The organism is Sulfidibacter corallicola (genome assembly GCF_017498545.1).
Lineage (GTDB): Bacteria > Acidobacteriota > Holophagae > Acanthopleuribacterales > Acanthopleuribacteraceae > Sulfidibacter > Sulfidibacter corallicola.
This window is the reverse complement of record NZ_CP071793.1, coordinates 3,798,260-3,817,121: the sequence shown is the minus strand read 5'-3', so window position 1 is coordinate 3,817,121 and position 18,862 is coordinate 3,798,260. Positions and strand designations below refer to the sequence as shown.

Sequence of the window (18,862 nt, the reverse complement as noted above, 5' to 3'; positions counted from 1 at the left end):
TGCCGGGTTCGACCCGGTTGAAAAGGTGAGGCTGTAGATGGCTGATGTGAAAGGGACCATTCTGGTTGTCGACGATGAACCGAGCATGCGTCGTTTCTTCGAAGTGACCTTGAAACGTGAAGGTTACAGCGTGTTGACCGCCGACGGGGTTCGCTCGGGTTTGGCGATGGTCAAGGGAGAGGATTTCGATTTGGTGTTGTCGGACATCAAACTGGGCGATGGCCAGGGTTTGGAAATCCTCGCCGCCTGCAAAGAGCGCGACAGCGACATTCCGGTGATCATGATGACGGCGTATGCCAGTCCCGAAACCGCCGTCGAGGCGATGAAGTTGGGGGCGATCGATTACCTCACCAAACCCTTCAACGTCGACGAAGTTCGGGTCGTGGTTCGCAACAACATTCGAACCCGCAACCTCATCGCCGAGAACCGCAAGCTCAAGGAAGTGCTCGAACAATCCCAACAAGTGGATCTGGTCTACAAATCCGATCGCATGCGCAAGCTGATCGATGTCTTGCGGCGGGTTTCGAAAATGGACACCACCATCTTGGTCTCGGGAGAAAGCGGTACCGGCAAAGAGCTGATCATGAAGACGATCCACAAGATGTCGCCGCGTCACGAGCAGCCCTACATCTCGGTCAATTGCGGGGCCTTGCCCGAATCGCTTTTCGAAAGCGAGTTGTTCGGCTACGAGAAGGGCTCGTTCACGGGTGCCGAACAGCGGCGCATCGGTCTGTTCGAGAGTGCCAGGGGCGGTACGCTCTTTTTGGACGAGATCGGCGAGATGCCGCTCAAGATGCAGATCAAACTGTTGCGGGTCCTTCAGGAGAAAAAGATCCGCCGCGTGGGCGGGACCGAGGAGATCTCGGTGGACTTCCGGTTGGTGGCCGCCACCAACCGCGATCTGGCGAAAGAGGTACAGGAAGGGAATTTCCGCGAGGACCTCTACTATCGCATCAATGTCGTTCCGATCCTGTTGCCGCCGTTGAGGGAGCGCTGCGAGGACATCATCCCACTGGTACGCTTCTTCCTCGAAAAGTTTGCCAGCCAGTACGGCGAAGCGCCCAAGGATATCAAGACCGATGCCCTGGCCATGGTCGAGACCTATTCCTGGCCGGGCAACGTTCGCGAGCTGGAAAATACCATCGAGCGCATCGTGGCCCTGACGCCCGGTAACGATATCGGCATCGAGGATCTACCGGAGCACATCCGCAAGGTGACCACCACCCAGAAGACCCACTCGATTTCCATTCCCGAGACGGGCATGGACCTGGAGCATTATCTCGACGACTTGCGTTTTCGGTTCATGGAACTCGCGCTCGAAAAGACCAACGGGGTGCAAAACAAGAGTTGTGAGTTGTTGGGCATGTCGTTTCGCAGCTTTCGTTACTATTTGGGAAAAGGTAAGGAACGCGGCTACTTCGCCGAGTGATTTACCGCCAATTTATTTCGTCCGAACCCGATGGGCGTCCGTCTTCATGTGTTGAACACCACCCGATTCTTGGCAAACGAATGGTTTTTTTGATTGGGCTACTCCTATCCTTTGCTAGAATAAGGGTCTGAACAAATTCGCCGACCTGTGCGTGTGAGGATTTTTTGATGAGTACAAAGAAAGCGTTTTCTCTGTTGGAGATTTTGATTGTTTTGGCCATTCTCGGCTTGATTGCCTCGATTGCCAGTCCCATCATCAAAAATACTCGTGACAAGGCCAATTATGAGGTTGCCGTTTTAAGCTTGGCTGAAGTGGCCAAGGCCATGGAAAAACATTACCTGGAAAAAGGTAAGTATCCGGTTTTCTCCGATTGGAATCAGCTTTCGAATGCGGAAAGCCCCTTGCGTGAGTACACGAGTGATGTTCCCGAGCAGGACCCTTGGGGTCGCCCCTATGTCATTGCCGATTCCACGGAAAACAGTTATGTCCTGGAAGGGCTCAGTGCTCCCAAGCGTGAAAAAGATTATCCTGATTTTTCATATAGCGATGGATTGAAGTTCAAACAGAAAGGGAAAAAGAACTGATCAGCTTTTTCCCGATGCCTTTACCGTATCGGTGAAGCGCGCCCACAAAAGATATTCTTGATTTCCTTCCCGCCCCTTTATGGGGCTTTTTATTTTTCCGACCACCTGTAACCCGTGTTCTTCGAACCAGGTCAGGCCCTCCGTCAGGGCCTGCCGTATCGCGGTTTCATCCGTGACGATACCGCCTTCGCCCACCGCCGATCGCGGGACTTCGAACTGCGGTTTGAACAGGCAGAGACACGCGGCGCCCTTTTGCAACAGTGGCAATGCGAAGGGCAGCACATAGGTCAGGCTGGTAAAGGACACATCGACGGTCAGTACCTCGATGGCATCGGGGACCAGCTCGGTGTCGAGCTCCTTGGCATGGGTCTGCTCCAGGCTGATCACGCGGGTGTCCGCGCGTAGGCGATAGTCCAGTTGGTTGGTGCCCACGTCGACGGCGTAGACCTTTTTCGCACCGCGCTTCAGCAGGCAGTCGGTGAATCCTCCGGTGGAAGCGCCCAAGTCGAGGGCCGTGGTACCCTCGACGTCGATGCCCCAGTGATTGAGTGCGCCTTCCAATTTGAGACCGCCGCGGCTGACGTAGGCATGGGCCTTGTGTTTGACGCGAATCGAGGCCGTTTCGGATATTTTGGTGCCGGGTTTGTCGATGCGCTGGTCTTCCATCAGCACGAGGCCGGCCATGATCCAGCGCGAGGCTTCGTCGCGGGAGGTCGCCAGTCCGCGATCGACCATCAGTTGATCGATTCTCGCCTTGACCGGCTTCGCTTTGGATCGGCTGTCCGATTTCGAAGCGGCGGTATCTTGCGATCGTGCGGGTCGGGATTTGGAGTGGGAGGGTTTCATTTTCGAGTGATTCCCTGAGTGGAGTCCGTCACGGATTCATTCTAGCGCGTGCCCACCCCGAAACGAAAAGATCGTCGCCGCCAAGTTGGCTCGCTTCGGTGGGTCCGGTAGCGGCATCTTGGATGCGGGTTTTTATCAAGGCTTTTTAATCGGTCATTTAGCTGGGGACCGACGCCTGGTCGCCAATGCCGGTTTGCATGGGAAACCCGGTCGATCCAGGAGAAACATTTCAGGTGCACAGGTTCTGGATGGGTACCAGCCCGCATCTTCCTTGGATCGAAAGGCAAGCTGCGGGGACCTCTGCTGTAGAATGGGGAAATTCCGAGGGGGTGACATGGTTCTGCGCATATCTAAGGACGAAGCACGCCGTTACATGCTGTCGCAACTGGTGTTGAACCGGTTCGCGTTCGGCGCGGCCGGAGCCGGGCTGGTGGATCTGTTGCGCCATTTGCGCTGCATCCAGATCGATCCATTGAGTCCGATGGGCTCGAGTCCCGACATGGTGGTTTTGGCGCGCACGGGCGGAGCGGATTTCTCTTCGCTGTTCGGTGATCAGCTTCGCGGCAAGGGGTTCGAACATTTCGCCAAGGAGCGGTGCTGGCTGCCGGCCGAAGCCTTTCCCTACTACCGCGCGTTCACTACGGAACGGAATTGGTGGGGAGAGACCAGCCGCAGGGATCGGGTTCCGCCGGAAACAGTCGCGGCCGTGTTGGACCAGGTCACGCGGGAAGGCCCGTTGACCCCGGCAGATTTGGACGATTACGGCAAGATCCAGCCCTTGAATTACAGCGGATGGAAAAGCACCGGGAAAGCGGGAACCATGGCATTGGAGATCCTGTGGAGTCGTTGCCAGGTCGTGGTGATCGGCAAACGCGGCAAGGACAAACTCTACGACATCCCCAGTCGCGCCCTGCCCGAACACCATCAGCGGGATGCAGACGACTCGTTCGCGCGCTGGGGCATCCGCGAACGGGTGGAAGCCTGTGGCCTTCTGCCGCGGGCCGGCGGACCCCATTGGTCGGTGCTGTCATTCGCGCGCCAGGGAGAGCCGCTGGGAAGCATGCTGGCCGAGGGCGAAGTGGTGGAGGTTCGGGTGGAGGGATCCAGTCGGCCGTTTCTCGCACCCCGGGATTTCATGGCGCGCCCCACCGCCGATCCCGACGAGCATCTGAGGATTCTGGCGCCTTTGGATCCCTTGCTCTGGGACCGCAAGCTGGTCAAGCAAATATTCGGTTTCGACTACGTGTGGGAGGTCTACAAGCCGATCAAAAAACGGATCTGGGGTTGGTACGTGTGCCCGCTGTTGCAGGGCGGTCGCCTGGTGGGGCGGCTCGAGGGACGTTGCCGAGACGGGGTGTTGCACGTCGACCGGGTGTGGCGCGAACAGGACGTGGCGCCGGATTCCGAGGCATTGGATCAGGCACTGGCCCGCCACGCCCGTGCCTGTGGTGCGCGCGACTTCAAGCGACCGAAGCGCTTCCTGGCCAACCCCTGAGCGGACCAATCGGGCCGATGGCGACCTCGGCGGGTCGCCTGGATGGGTAGGCGAATGGATTTCGGCTGTCGCGGTTCCGCTCGTCCACAGACTATCCCGCTCGGCCTTGCCGTCGGGTCCTGGCGGGATCGGCCCTCGTTTCCAAGATGCCGAGATTGTTCCGTTTCTGGATGTGGCCGGTTAACGCTTTTGAACCGAGTGGGTTGTCGACGCCTTGGTCAAACGACGATCCCCTGCGCTATGGTATGCTTGAGAAAAGAACCTAACAGATATCTATGGATCTCGCGTCGCACATGCTTCCGTCCCTGAGCCGCGCGCGAATCCGATGGGTTGGCATCTCGTGCGTGAGTCCTGCAAAGTTCATGGCGCATTGATTCGAAATGGCTTATGGCTGCTGGTCATGGTATGCCCCGCGGCCTGGCAGGTTCTCGCACTGGATCCGTCCGTGGCCTTGGATCGCCTGATCTACAAGCGTTGGACCATTCGCGACGGGATGCCGTCAAATTCCGTCTCCCAAGTCATCCAAACCCCCGAGGGATTCGTCTGGATCGCCACCCAGGAGGGCTTGGTCCGCTTCGACGGCAGCCGCTTCAAACTGTTCGACCCCGCCAACACGCCGCTTTTGGGAATTGGCGACGTGCGCTCCCTGGCGGTGGATGACACGGGCGTCCTGTGGGTGGGAACCCATGCGGACGGCCTGCTTCGCTACGGCCCCGAGGGCTTCTCGCGCGCCACGGCTCCAAACGGGACGTGGAGCGAAAACCGCGCTCCCGTGCCCATCCTGACCCTGCTGGCCACACAATCGGGGTTATGGGTCGGCACCGGCGGGCTGGGCCTGATTCAGCGACGAGATGGCCAGTGGCTTCGCCATTTGGATCGCCTCCCCGCCGAGAAGATCGTCGACATGGCGCCCGATGGCAAGGGTGGTGTATGGCTGGCCACCGATGGCCAGGGGCTGTGGCGATATCGCGACGAGCGTTTCGAGCCCGTCGGTACCGAAATCGACGAACTGGGCGATGTGCTCTACAGCTTGGAGCTGGACGAGCGAGGCCGGCTTTGGATCGGAACCGCCGGTCGGGGCCTGTTTCGGTGGACTCCCGCTTCCGAGGGGGCCGGGCTCGGGCGGCTCGACCGGGTGTTCCTGCACGACGGCAAACCCGAGTTCAACCACATCTACGACTTGCTCATGGATCGCGACGGCGTTCTTTGGTTTGCATCCGGTGCCGGTATCGGACGCCTTCACGGTGAGACCCTCACCCTTTCGGAAACCATCGAAGCCCGGCCGATCAGCCTGTTGAACGATCTTTTCGAGGACCGCAGCGGCAATCTGTGGATTGGTGGTGCCGGCAGTGGCGTGCATCGGCTTTCCCAGGGACCCTTTCAAAGCGTGACCGCACTCGATGGATTGAACGACGACATGGTCTGGTGTCTGGCGATGCGTGGCGATGATGTGTGGATTCAGACGGATGCACCTGGATTCGATATCTGGGACGGTAGGGCGGAGCGGCTGCTTCCCGGGCCGGACGCGTTGCGCCGCACCATTTTTCCCGGTGTGGCCTTCGATTCCCACGGCAATCCTTGGTTCGCCTCGGTCAATGGACTGTTTCGCCTGGTCGATGAATCGCTCGTGAAGGTGACCCGGATGGCCATGGAAGACACCGGCGAAGCGGTGTCCGTCAACGTGGATGGCCTGTTTTTCCCCGTGTTCGTGGACAGCCGGGATCGCGTTTGGTTCGGGATGGAGGAAGGGATCGGTCGCCTGCAGGAAGGTCGCCTCAAAGTGTATTGGGAGGCCGATTTGGCTTCTGTCACCGTGCAGGCATTCGCCGAGGACAACCGTGGCCAAATATGGGTAGGGACCGATGCCGGTCTGTTCCGAATTGCCGATGAACGGATCGATCGCTGGCCGTCCCTGGAGAGCGGACTTCCCGCCGAAGACATTCTCGCGGTGTATGCGGATGAGCGCGGCTGTATTTGGCTGGGCACCGGGAACAGCGGCCTGATGTGTTTCTCCGACAATCGATTCCACACCTTCTCCATGGCCGACGGACTGTTCGACGACGCCATTTTCAGCGTTCTGGAAGACGACTACGAAAACCTCTGGCTCTCCTCGAATCTCGGGGTCTGCATGTTGGCCCGGTCCCACCTGGAAGATCTTTTAGCTGGTCGCGAAACCCGAGTGCGTGGCCGGGTCTTCGGATATGCCGATGGCATGAAAAGTCCCGAGTGCAATTCGGGCGGATATCCGGTAGGGACGCGCTCTCGCGATGGCGTGATGTATTTTCCCACCACCCAGGGCGTGACCTTCATCGATACGGCCGCATACCATCGGAATCCCCCCGAGCTGGAACCGCCGCGGGTGTTCCTGGAGCAGATGGTGATCGATGGTCGGGTGGTGAATCTGGCATCCGACGGGCAGGACCTTCCCGCACTGGCCGACGATTTTCACGACCTGCAAATCCATTTCTCCGCGTTGGACTTCTTCGCGCCGGAGTCCCTGAAGCTCGAATCACGCCTGACCGGTTACGAGGTGGACTGGGAATCTCACGACGATCGGCGGGTGGCGTATTACACGGGGTTGCCGCCCGGGCGATATGTTTTCGAGGTCCGGGCGACCAATCGAACCGGACTCACCCATCGCGCCTCGCAGGCCTTTCTGGTGTCTCCCAGGCTGTACCAGTCCAGTTGGTTCCTGTGGATGAGTCTGCTCGCCTTCACGGGGATCGCCTGGCTCGCCCACTGCGGCCTCATGAAGCCGATCGAGCGCTCCATGGCCGCCAAAGCCGCCGAATACGAGCGGCTTCGCGAAGAGTGTCACGAGGTGACGCATCGCCTGGCACGGGCCAGGGGCCAGGTGGAGGAGGTGCGCGAGGAAGCCGAGAAAAGCGGAGTGGCGACCCTGTTGCTGCACAACGTGGGCAATGTACTGAACAGCGTCTCCGTGTCGGCGGGGATCGTCGAGAAAATGATGCGTTCGACGGGCGTCTATCAGGTGTTGCGGCGGGTTGCCGATCTGGTCGACGGCAATCGCCACGATCTGGTCCATTTCTTTGGCCGCGACCCTCAGGGCCGTCGGGTCGCGCGGGCATTGCACGAAATGGGAGATCTGATCGACGAGGGAAACGAAAGCCTCGTGCACGAGCTCGCGAACTTGAACGTTCAGGCCGGCCATCTCAACGAAATCGTGAAATCGATGCGGGAAATCCAGAAAGGGCGGCCCGATCGATTCGACATCAACATCCTGATCGAGGACGCCGTCAAGATGCAGAGCCACGCTCTTCGCAAACACAGCATCGAGGTGGAACAGAACCTGGAGCCGTTGCCACCGGTACGCGGTCGCAAATCACAGATTCTTCAGATCCTCGTCAACCTGATCAAAAATGCCTACGAAGCCATCGTGGAAGAGGCCGAGGAGAGCCCACTTCCCACCGAGCGAATGATCGCGATTTTCACCCACCAGGACGGGGAGCAGGTCATCGTCGAGGTCTGCGACAGTGGACCGGGCATCGAGCCCGATCACCTCGACCAGGTGTTCAGCCATGGATTCACGACCAAGCCGCGAGGTCACGGCTTCGGTCTCCACTATTGCCGCAAGGTCATGCGGGAAATGGAAGGGGACCTGACGGTGCGGTTGGATGGACCCCTGCGAGGAGCGACGTTTGTTGTGCGCATACCCACTTGATGGCAGCCCGAGGTGGTCCGATACCGGCCCTAGGTCCTCGATCTCGTCGCCCACGAGACCGTTCGGGCCTGTCTCTCGCCTCGTCTTGATTGGATTGGTGGCCCTGATCGCATGGGTCGGGCCCGCGGTCGCCCAGGATTCGGAACTCGCGCTCAGCCAATTCGTTCAGACGCAATGGACCCGGCGCAATGGCCTGCCCCAGAACTCGATCACCGCCATCCTGCAAACGCGCGACGGCTTTTTGTGGCTCGGCACCCAGCTCGGGTTGACCCGCTTCGACGGCTTCAGCTTCCAAACCTGGACGCGTCGGGAAATCCCCGAGATGCCCAGTCAGAGCGTGCTCTCCCTGGCCGAGGACAGTCGCGGCGTACTCTGGATCGGGACCCAAGCCGGCCTGTTCACCATGAACGGGCGTACTTACGCGCCCAATCCCTCGCTGGAGCCGTTGGCCGAGTACGAGATCCCCGCCCTGGTGGCGGGTGGCGCCCATGAAATGTGGATCGGTACCGCCCGGCGCGGGATTTATCGCTATCGTGAGGGACGCCTGGAGCAGATGTGCTCGGGTGCCGATTTGGGTTTGGGACGTCTGAACGATCTGCTGCGCGATCCCGTGGGTGGCATTTGGATCGCCAAGGACAACGGACTCTATCGATTCTCCGGCGGCGAGGTCTCTCGGGTACCCCTTGGCGAGACCACGGACGAGCCCATGATCTTCAACCTGCACATGGACCGGGAACGCACGCTCTGGCTGGCCACCGACAATGGCTTGATCCGGCAAAAGCAGGAGCGCCGCGAGCGTTTGACCGAGGAACACGGGCTGAACAGCAATGTGGTGACGACTATCGCCGCCGATCGTCAGGGCCACCTGTGGGTGGGTACTTTTCGGGGAATCAATCGCATTCGCGGCGATCGGATCGACAGCGTCGGGACGGCCTCCGATTTTGGCCGAGACATCCTGGAGGCCATGCTCGTGGACCGCGAGGGGAATTTGTGGATCGGTCGCCAGCGGTCGGGCCTTTCCCGGTTCCGACGCCCCAAACTGTTGACCTACGCGCGCGAAGAAGGCCTGTTGAACGATGTGGTTCGCGCCGTGTTCGAGGATTCGGAGGGCAATGTCTGGTTGGGCACCGACGGAGGCTTGGGTCGCTTCCAACAAGGCCTTCGACAGTGGTTGACGACCGACGATGGACTCCCCGGCAATACCGTGTTTTCCATTGCGGGAGACGAGCGTGGAGCGCTTTGGATCGGCACCATGGCGGGCGGCTTGGCGCGCCTGTTCGAGAACCGGATCGACGTGTTCAATGTGGCCGGCGGCCACTTGCTCGATGATCGCGTGCGCGTTCTGTTCGTGGACCGTCGCAAGCGCCTTTGGGTGGGAACCCAGAGCGGACTGCACTTGTTCGACGGAAAACGATCGCACCCGGTTCCCGGACCCATGGGAGAGACCGCCACCGTGCAGATCGCCCAGGATGGGCGTGGACGGATCTGGGTCGGTTCCCAATGGGGACTCGGGGTCTTCGAGTCGGACGAACCCGCCGACTATCGTGCGATCCCTCGGGTCCAGGGCACGACCATCGTCTCGCTGCACATCGACGAGAGCGATGTGGTGTGGGCCGGAAGTTACGGTGCCGGACTCTTCCGCGTCGCAGGTGAGCGCGTCGTTGCCGTGACACGGGCCGACGGCCTGCACGACGACAAGATTTTCCACATTCAAGAGGACGACGAGGACCACTTGTGGATGAGCAGCAACCGCGGCATCTTCCGGGTCGATCGTCACCAACTCAACCGTTTTGCCGCCGGAAGCCTGACCGGGGTCGAATGCACTTCGTTCGGTACCGGGGATGGTATGAAAACGGTGGAATGCAATGGCGGTACCCAATCGCCGGGTTGGAAGACCCGCGACGGATTCCTGTGGTTCGCCACCACGCGTGGCGCGGTGGTGGTGAAACCCGAAAATCTCTCTCGGAATCGCGTGCCGCCCGCCGTCCTGATCGAGGCCGTGGAGATCGACGGCCAGGCCCACGATCCTCGCGTGGTCGTGCAGGCCCCTCACGACATGCGCAAGTTGGCCATCCGCTACACGGCCACCAGCCTGAGCGATGTCCAAAAGGTTCGGTTTCGCTACCGGCTGGAAGGGTTCGACGAGACCTGGCACGAGGCCGGCGAGCGCAGGGTGGCCTTCTACACGTCCTTACCGCCGGGCGATTACCGGTTTCAGGTGATCGCCAGCAACAACGACGGTGTGTGGAACCAAACGGGCAGGTCCTTGACGCTTCACGTGCCGGCCTTCGGGTGGCGGGATGCCTATTGGCTACCCCTCCTGTTCTTGTTGGTGACGGTCTTTTTCACGTGCCTACACCTGGTTCGGCGCCGCAACGGGCTGCGTCGGATCGCCTTCATCGCCGACTGCAAGGGCGAGAGTCGTGCAGAGCTGAATCGACTCTGTGAGGCCCAGATCGAGGCCAATCGCGAACTCGTCGAATCGTTCCACCGAGCTGGAATGGCCGAGGTCGGGATGAACGTGCTTCAGAACGTGAACCAGACGCTCACCCACATGCACCACTCCATTCGCATCATGGAGCGAGCCGCCAGGGAGCTGCGCGCCACCCCCGACCTCCATCTCGTCTCTCAGTCGATCTCGGCCAACGAAGCCGATTTGGGCCATTTCTTCGAGTACAACGCTCGCGGCCAAGGATTGCCGGACCAGTTGAGCGCCACCACCGACTCCCTGAATCGGATCCACGATTCGCTGTTGGAGGAGGTGGTCGATTTTCGCGATCAGGTCCACCAGGTGTGTGAGCTGGTGGAGGCCCAGCAGCAGTACGCCAAGGTCAGCTCCTACAGTGAAACCGTCGATTTGAGCATCCTGATCGAAGACGTGCTCCGAATCAAGCAATCGATTTTGTTGGAGAATCACGTGGAGGTCGTCCAGGACCTCGCGCCGCTGCCGCTGATTCGGTTGTCCAAGGCTCGACTGATGCAGGTAATGGTGCAATTGGTCCGGGGAGGCCGGAAAACCCTGTCGCGTGCCGACAAGGGGAACCGTCGGCTGGTGATCCGGACGCGGACCGCGGAGCCCGGTTGGGTGGTCGTTCAAATTAGCTACGGCGGCATCGGGTTCGCGGCGGAGGAGTTGAAGGTGTTGGCACGTGAACCGGATCTCGAAACCCTGATGGGTCTGGACTTCGCCCTGTGTCGTGAACTCCTGCGCGAAATGGATGGCCGACTCGTCATCGAAACCGGTGAAGACGATCGGGCATTGATCGCGGTTCACCTCCCGATCGGCGAGGAACCGGAGGAATGGATTTAGCGAGTCGCTTCCCGCGAGGCCGCTGGGTGGTCGAACGGTCGATGGTTTCGTCGTATGAACCACCGCGGCACGCTCCGGCGGAAAACCCGAGCCGCGAAGGTGAGCAGGAATGCCGGCGGTAGGGGCTTCAGCCGTAGATCTCTTCCAGGTACTCCAGCAGCATGCTGGTGGGAACCCCTTTGACTTGCTGAAACTGAAGACCGGTATGATACCCCTCGTCCACCGATTCGATGTGGCGAACGATCGCCATGGCCTCGATGAGATCGGTGTGCTGGGGAAGCTCGAAGCTCAGGTGGACTTCGGTGCCCACGGGAAAAAGATCCTTGGTTTCGATCTTTAGTCCGCCGGCGCTGATGTCGACGATGTAGAACGGGCTGAAATCCTTATTGGAATCGACTTGCTTCATCCAGAAAATCATGTCGGATCCGTAGCGTTTGTGGATCCTCCTGTTCTCACTCATCTGTACTGCGGTCTCCCACTCTCTTGTTTGACCTTCGATTATACCCGAACAACCTTCTATCGTCTGGAGAATGCCCGACTCTAAACGTTTGATCCCCGGATTCGAATATTCCTCCGCGTTTCCCTGTTACAATCAGGTCGACACAACGTGAAAGACGACGCACCCCTCTCGGGGGGCAGGTTCGATTGGCGTTGGCGCCAAACGGAAAGGACAGGACCATGAAGATCTACCTCATTCGTCACGGGTATGCCGAATCCCTTTCGGGGCACGCCGACGATAGCCGGCGCAATCTCACGGAGGAGGGACGTCTCGGGATTCGTCGCCAAGCCGAGATCCTGCGAGAACGAGGCGTCGCCATTCGTCAAATATTTCATTCACCTTTCGTTCGCGCCAGGCAGACCGCAGAATTGGTGTGCCAGTCGTTCAAGGTCCCTTTGGCCGAGCTGCCGGATCTCGTGCCCGGCGGCAATCCGGAATCGGTTTTGATGAGCATTGCCGAAATGGAAGAGAATTCGCTGTTGGTCTCCCACCTGCCGATCATTGCCGAACTCGCGTTTTCCTTGACGGGCGCTCGTGTTTCCTTCTTTCCCGGCACCTGTATCGAGGTGAACCTGCCGGAAAAGGCGCGTTTCAGCGGCGAGCTGGGATGGGTGCTTCATCCCGAACCCTGAGTCCCGGTGCTCAGGCCAATTTACTCAGCTCTTCCAGGGTTTCTCGATCGAAGTGCATGACGAACCAATTGACCCAACGCCGTCCAGTCGAAGGTGAGTTCGGCTTGAAGTAGTCCACCAGGAAAACCTGTTCCCCTTGAACGGTTTTGCGGTACACGTTCAGCGTTTGAATGCCCTTCATGCGAATCCGCAACGGCTGGTACTCGTTGCGGGTCAGCGCGATCGTCGCTTCGTGACCCCACTTGTTGGTGATCGAAGCGATTTCGTTGTAACGCTTTGCTTCGCCGACGTGCTGGCGGAACATGTTGGCCATGCCGAAGAGGTGTTGGATGGCCGAAAGTGCGGTCTCCTGGACGTCGATCTGATTCGGCTGGTAGAGCACGGAGCGATGAATACCGGTGACCCACGGACTGTAGTGGGCGCGGTGGACCTTCTTGGCCCGCTTTATTTCCGCGGGCGACAGCGTCGGGGCTCCCAGCGAATTGGGAACCTGGGGAACCTTTTCCGGCAAGGTGCTGGGTGCGGTGTCCTTGGGCGCGGCGTCGCGATCGCCCAAAAGGGCTTCGTCGGAATCTGGCTCGGCAGCGCCGGGAGCCTGGGCCGAGGCGCCTGGCTGGTAGTTGGCCAACATGGCGTCGATGGCGGCCTGATCGAGTTGGGCACCGGCCTCGGGTTCGGGTGGCGCCTGAGGGCCGGGAGCCTGTCCACCACCGAGCAGCGCATCCACGGCCGCCTGGTCCAACATGCCTCCGCCCTCGGGTGGTGCCGCCGGCGGGGGCGCGTTGTTGAACATGGCGTCGATGGCGGCCTGGTCGAGCTGATCGCTCGGTCCTGCGGGGGCGGCATTGCCTGCGATTAGCGCGTCGATGGCGGCCTGGTCGAGGGGGCCGTCCTGTTGCGGTGGAGGCGCGGCGGGTGCGCCGGCCTGACCCGAGATGAGCGCGTCGATGGCGGCCTGATCGAGAGGGCCGGAAGCGGGTTCGGCGGCGGGTGCGGCAGGTGCGGCAGGTGCGCCAGCCTGACCTGAGATGAGCGCGTCGATGGCGGCTTGGTCGAGGGGACCGTCTTGTGGCGGCGCGGCACTCGCCGCATCTCCCTGGCCGGAGATGAGCGCGTCGATGGCGGCTTGATCCAAGGGGCCGCCCGCCGGTTCGGGGGGCGCCTGACCCTGGCCGGAGATGAGCGCGTCGATGGCGGCCTGGTCCAGCAGGGTGTCTGCGGCGGGCTCCGCCGGCGCTCGCTGTTGGGGTGCCTGGCCTTGCTGTGCCAAGAGTTGGTCGATGGCGGCTTGGTCGAGAGGGCCGTCCTGGGGAAGGCTCGGTTCAGGAGGTGAACCGCCCTGCTGATTGGCGAGCATGGCGTCGATGGTGGCCTGGTCGAGCAGCGCGCCCGAATCCTGGGCTGGGGCCGAAGTGGCGGGTTCCGGTTGCGCGTTCTGCTGAGCGAGGAGGGCATCGATGGCGGCCTGATCCATGAGATCACCGGATCCGGCCGGCTCTGGTGTGGCGGTTGGCGCTTGGTTCTGTCCGGCGAGCATGGCGTCGATGGCGGCCTGGTCGAGAGGCGCGCCGGGATCGGGAGCGGAAGCCTGCTGTTGCTGGTTCTGTCCGGCGAGCATGGCGTCGATGGCGGCCTGATCGAGGGGCGCGCCGGGATCGGGAGCGGGAGCCTGTTGTGGCTGGTTCTGTCCGGCGAGCATGGCGTCGATGGCGGCCTGGTCGAGGGGTGCGCCGGGGTCGGGAGCGGGAGCCTGCTGTTGCTGGTTCTGCCCGGCAAGCATGGCGTCGATGGCGGCCTGATCGAGGGGTGCGCCGGGATCGGGAGCGGGAGCGGGAGCCTGCTGAGGCTGGCTCTGCCCGGCAAGCATGGCGTCGATGGCGGCCTGGTCGAGGGGCGCGCCGGGATCGGGAGCGGGAGTGGGTTGTGGCTTGTTTTGCTGAGCGAGCATGGCGTCGATGGCGGATTGATCCAGCGCACCACTGGAATCACCCGACGCTGCCGGTTGAGGCTGAGGTGTGGTCTTCGGTGCTTGATTCTGTCCGGAGAGGAGCGCGTCGATGGCGGCCTGATCCAGCGCCTCGCCCGGTCCGGTCGTAGGTGGCGGCTCCGGTTTTGGCGCGGGTTGTGGGTTGCGGCGGTGCTGAGCGAGTAGGGCGTCCACGCCGGCTTGATCCATGGGCGCCCCGAGGTTGTCGGGCGCACTGGGCTCGGGCCTGGCCGCCGGTGCTGGGCTCGGTTTCGGCTTCGGCTTCGCGGCGGGCTGCGGATTGCGGCCGTGTTGCGCCAACAGTGCATCCACATCGGACTGATCCATCGCCGCGTCGAATTGGACCGCGCTGGCCGGCTCGGGTTTGGAAGCCGGGGCGGGGCTCTGTTTCTGCTGTGCGAGCATGGCGTCGATGGCGGCCTGGTCCAGGGCGCCGCCGGAATCCGCGGCAGGTGCCGGCGCCTGCTTGGTTGCGCCACCCTTTTGTGCGAGAAGGGCATCGATGGCGGCTTGGTCGAGTGCACCGCCTTGATCAGCCTGGGGCGGTGCGGGCTGCTCGGCAGTTTTTTCCGGACCGGCAGTTTTGCCCTGAGCCTGTTGAATCAGCTTGTCGATCTCGGATTGGTCCATGAGCCCACCCGGATCTTGTTGATCCTCGTTCGCGGAGGCGTCGGCATCCTTGCCGAGCAACATGCTGATTTCTTCTTGGCTGAGCTTGGGTTTCATGATGGGAACTTCTCGTTTCGGTAACCGCTTTCCAAGCGCTCGCTGCGGAATTCGGGCTTTTTATCTATGTGAAAGTAGGGATCTTCATGGGGAAAAATGGTTCCGGTGGGAACCGAAAGAGAGGGGTCACCTCGTGACCTGTGCAGAATGCGTACCTATCGCGGGTTTCGACGGAAAAAAATGCGTCCGGCATTGTCCGTCTTATCGGGTGCCACGGGAGCGGCCTTGAATGGAGGCCATCACTAGGGCCGCGTGGTCCCGGACTGTGCGCGTCGGGTGCCGCCGATTCGGTGTGTGTGGCAACCCGTCGGACGGTCGCGTTCCCGCCGGTGACCGCCGGTTACCACAGCGAGGCGGAATCGAATACGCCGGCCAGTCGATCGCTTTCGTGGAGCAGCCGCTGTTCGTCTCGAATCACGCGCCAGCCGCGTTTTTCGGCGTTCATGACATCGAAGTGAAAGTAACCCATCCGCCTCAGTTTGTTGATGGAACGGGCCAGGATTTCGTTGCCGTCCAAACCGCGATCGTAATCCGCGCGCACGCCCTGAGGCACGAAGCCGAACAACTTCTTCCAAAAGGCGCGGCGTTTTTCGAACGTTTCGGCACGATAGCCGAGAGCGTTGCAGGGTACCGAATAGTTGAACACACCGAGAATGAAGGGTTGCTCGATGCGCTGTGCTTCGCAAAAGCTCTTGAGATCCGACATGGCCTGCCAGCATTCGGCGTAATAGGAGACCGGTTGGGTGATGAAAAACTTGGATCCCGCTTCGCATTTGCGCTGGAGGTGACGCTGCCCGGCGGAGGCCTTGAGGAAGGGATTGTGGCCGGCCCCCAAAAAGAAGGAGTTTTCGAAATCGGCCACGAATTTCAACAGGTCCACACTGCTTTTCAAACGCAAAGACCGGGCTTCTTTGCTGGAGGCGGATATCGCCCGCTCGCCGGTCACCGTCGGCAGCTTCATGCCTTTCAAGGGGTCGCCGCTGATCAACAGGAGATTGCCGAAGCCCTGCCTGCCCAACTGCGCCAAATAGCGGCGCAGCCAATCCAGATCGTGATTGCGGGTGACGTGGAGAATCACGCGACGCGGCTCCCAAACGATGGGCGGTTGGGAAAACCAGCGGTGCGTGAGCTCGGCATCGGAGAAAAAGCGGATCAGGGTCAGGTTGTGCAGGCGGCGAATGCCCGCGGCCGAATCGGTCAGCGAGACGAACCCGCGATTCCGCTCGTGGCAAAGGCGCAACATGGTCAACTTGCCGCGCAACTGCCTGAGGATCTTTTCATCCTCCATGTCGGGTGTTTGCAAGGTTTTCCAGTATTCGAGATCTTGTTTGCGGGGATCGCTCACCGGGGGTGGGTTGTACTCGATCGACGTCACGGGCAGGTTGCGCGCGAAGGCGTCTTCCAGAGAAACCACGATGGTGCCCTTGGCGGGGAACTTACACGGATCCGGAACCGGGTGATGCTCGTTGAAAAGCGGCATGAACGCGCTCCAAACGAAAGGGGTGATTGGAGATCTTAACGGTCGTTTCGCGCCGCATCTAAAGTCGCTGCCTGCGTCCTCTCGAGCCCACCGATCATCGGCCGGGCCGCACGCATGAATTCAGCGAATCGCGGCCGCTCGATACCTGCCCTCGCGAAACTACAGGGTGTGGATCGTCGACAGCCGACGTCGCAGGAGCAGGGGGACCAATTCGCCCTTTTTGAAGATCCGGGTGTCGCCGAAATCGGCGATCCGCTTGCTTTGAAAGAGATAGCGGACACACGAAATGATGTACTGGAAGTTCTCGTACTCGTTTTCTTTCTTTTTCGATTTGTACATCGCCTCGATCGCGTTGAGCTGGGATTGCAGCGCGTCTTCGGTTTCTTTGCGCTTTTGGTTGCGCTTCTGCCGCTTGGCGGGTTTCTCCTTGCGCAAGCCACTCAGCTTGTAGAGTTCCTCCAGGTCGCGATCGATTTTCTTTTTGGATTTGTGGGCCGATTTCTTTGCGGCTTTTGCGGCCTGGTTCCCTTGGTATTGAAGGATGTAAGGCACGAGATCGATATTGGATTGATGGTATTTCTTGGACTCGATGATCCATCCGAGATTGCTGATATTGGGACGCGGCGAAATATTGTTGGCGATGTTTTCCACAAACGGCTTGATGGCCGTATCGAAGGACGAGTCCACCCCGTCGAATCGGTTGAGCACGTAATACACCCGAAAGTACTCGACCATGTCGACCAGCATCTTCACGATCGGATGGCCTTCGGTTTCCCGTTCCAGGATACTCAGGAAGTGGTCCAGATTGGCGATCTCGGGTTCGTAGACATCCTCGGCGATATCGATCATTTCGTTGATGCGGTCCGACTTGACGGTACCGGGCTTGAACATCGAATAGACCGGCGAACCCACGTGGAAAACCTCGCGCAATTTACGGAACAGGGCGGCCTTGACGATGTCCGACGCGGACAGGGTGGCGGCGGGATGGTTCGGCGTGAACACCAGGATGCCGGTATTCGAGTGGGGCAGGAAATCGGTCACCATCGGATCCAAACCGGCACGCAGGTCCAAAATGACGTAGTCCGCGTGAATGCCGTTGATGGCGTCGATCAGCCGGTTGCGGTCCTCCTGGCTCATGTTGGCGATGGAATTGATCATGTGCAGTGGCGACGCGACGAACCCGAAGTTGTCGAACTTCTTGTCGGGATCCAGTATCACGGGCAAGGGGGTGATGCAGTCGTCCAACCGATCGTTTTTCTTGAAAAAGTGGTAAAGGTCGCGTCGAATCGGCGCGCCAATCACGTTGCGGATCGAAGATGTGCCCGTGTCCAGATCGACGAGAACCGTTTTTCCGAATTGGGACAGGCACAACGCCAAATTGATGGCAAAAGAGGTCTTACCCACGCCTCCCTTTCCGGAGGATATGGGAATGATCCGTTTGGTCATGGCCTTATCGTCCTCAAAGTTAAACTGATTGCTGGCCATACTCCCGATGGCGGAGGTCGGGTCCGACTGCCCGCGTTTTGTCGTTAAAATGTAACGCCAAGTCGCAAGCCGGGCGGCGAAAAAATCATACGTTCCGGAGGTCCCCATCATAGGCGCTTTAGCCCATCCTGTCAATTCGGGGCCGGCCACCACTCGGGGGCCGAACAAGGAAACCCTCGATGCAAAGAACCGCCCCTCGGCCCTTTCTCGAAACCGCTCCGCTCCCTCTCGCGAAGACCATTCGAAACCCTGATGACGAGGTGCCCAGTAATCCATGGAAGAATACTTTTTTACCTGTCCCTACTGTTGGCAGCGGATCTCCATGCTGCTGGATACGTCCGTCGAACGCCAAACCTACATCGAGGATTGCGAAGTTTGCTGTCAACCGATCTCGATCGACTACCGCATCGAGGACGACGAGGTGGTGGCATTCGAGGCGGAATCGATTCAATAGTATGTTTCGGGCTTGGGGAACGCCCGACGAAGTCGCGAAAATAGAAGGCCTGTCGGTGATTTTCCTTATTGAGCGAATCGCGCTTTTGTTCGAAGATTTAGGGGACAGGGTCCTTTTTCCATGATGTGATGCGCCGGCGCCGATACCCTGAAGTGAATGTCACCCCGTATCGTTTCCGAGCCATGGTCGCCTCTTTCACTTCCGCCGATTTACAACTTGTTTGAATTGTGCATGATTCGGCCGATATCGCAAA

General features: G+C 60.2%; 12 protein-coding genes. 7 read left to right on the top strand and 5 right to left on the bottom strand.

Going from position 1 to position 18,862, the window contains the following annotated elements:
- Window positions 1–37 precede the first annotated feature (37 nt).
- Window positions 38–1,429, top strand: coding sequence for a sigma-54-dependent transcriptional regulator (locus J3U87_RS11100; RefSeq protein WP_237383104.1), 1,392 nt, complete (start codon window positions 38–40; stop codon window positions 1,427–1,429).
- 167 nt (window positions 1,430–1,596) lie between these two features.
- Window positions 1,597–2,013 carry a type II secretion system protein gene (locus J3U87_RS11095; protein WP_237383103.1) on the top strand — a complete coding sequence of 139 codons (417 nt, stop codon included), beginning with the start codon at window positions 1,597–1,599 and terminating at the stop codon, window positions 2,011–2,013.
- Here J3U87_RS11095 and J3U87_RS11090 read toward each other — a convergent pair whose 3' ends face one another.
- Complete coding sequence (locus tag J3U87_RS11090) at window positions 2,014–2,859, bottom strand: TlyA family RNA methyltransferase (protein WP_237383102.1); 846 nt, start codon at window positions 2,857–2,859, stop codon at window positions 2,014–2,016.
- Window positions 2,860–3,193: 334 nt separating this feature from the next.
- Here J3U87_RS11090 and J3U87_RS11085 point away from each other — a divergent pair, with 334 nt between their 5' ends.
- From J3U87_RS11085 to J3U87_RS11075, 3 genes are all read left to right on the top strand, one after another.
- The gene (locus tag J3U87_RS11085; RefSeq protein WP_237383101.1) at window positions 3,194–4,354 is read left to right on the top strand and encodes a DNA glycosylase AlkZ-like family protein; all 1,161 of its coding nucleotides are present in this window, start codon (window positions 3,194–3,196) and stop codon (window positions 4,352–4,354) included.
- Between the two features lie 400 nt (window positions 4,355–4,754).
- Window positions 4,755–8,036: a sensor histidine kinase gene (locus J3U87_RS11080; RefSeq protein ID WP_237383100.1), complete on the top strand. Its 3,282-nt coding sequence runs from the start codon at window positions 4,755–4,757 to the stop codon at window positions 8,034–8,036.
- Between the two features lie 97 nt (window positions 8,037–8,133).
- The gene (locus J3U87_RS11075) at window positions 8,134–11,346 is read left to right on the top strand and encodes a two-component regulator propeller domain-containing protein (protein WP_237383099.1); all 3,213 of its coding nucleotides are present in this window, start codon (window positions 8,134–8,136) and stop codon (window positions 11,344–11,346) included.
- A 127-nt stretch (window positions 11,347–11,473) separates the two neighbouring features.
- Here the strand turns inward: J3U87_RS11075 and J3U87_RS11070 are convergent, their stop codons facing one another.
- Entirely contained in the window at window positions 11,474–11,806 is a 333-nt protein-coding gene (locus tag J3U87_RS11070; RefSeq protein WP_237383098.1) for a PilZ domain-containing protein, read from the bottom strand.
- A gap of 218 nt (window positions 11,807–12,024) precedes the next feature.
- Between J3U87_RS11070 and sixA the strand changes: the two genes are divergently transcribed.
- On the top strand, window positions 12,025–12,477 hold the full coding sequence (gene sixA, locus J3U87_RS11065; RefSeq protein ID WP_237383097.1) for a phosphohistidine phosphatase SixA: 453 nt from the start codon (window positions 12,025–12,027) through the stop codon (window positions 12,475–12,477).
- A 10-nt stretch (window positions 12,478–12,487) separates the two neighbouring features.
- Here sixA and J3U87_RS11060 read toward each other — a convergent pair whose 3' ends face one another.
- From J3U87_RS11060 to J3U87_RS11050, 3 genes are all read right to left on the bottom strand, one after another.
- On the bottom strand, window positions 12,488–15,190 hold the full coding sequence (locus J3U87_RS11060) for a hypothetical protein (protein WP_237383096.1): 2,703 nt from the start codon (window positions 15,188–15,190) through the stop codon (window positions 12,488–12,490).
- Window positions 15,191–15,530: 340 nt separating this feature from the next.
- Window positions 15,531–16,670: a methylenetetrahydrofolate reductase gene (locus J3U87_RS11055; protein WP_237383095.1), complete on the bottom strand. Its 1,140-nt coding sequence runs from the start codon at window positions 16,668–16,670 to the stop codon at window positions 15,531–15,533.
- A gap of 159 nt (window positions 16,671–16,829) precedes the next feature.
- Entirely contained in the window at window positions 16,830–18,116 is a 1,287-nt protein-coding gene (locus tag J3U87_RS11050) for an AAA family ATPase (RefSeq protein WP_237383094.1), read from the bottom strand.
- 313 nt (window positions 18,117–18,429) lie between these two features.
- Between J3U87_RS11050 and J3U87_RS11045 the strand changes: the two genes are divergently transcribed.
- Complete coding sequence (locus J3U87_RS11045; RefSeq protein ID WP_237383093.1) at window positions 18,430–18,609, top strand: CPXCG motif-containing cysteine-rich protein; 180 nt, start codon at window positions 18,430–18,432, stop codon at window positions 18,607–18,609.
- Window positions 18,610–18,862: the final 253 nt, after the last annotated feature.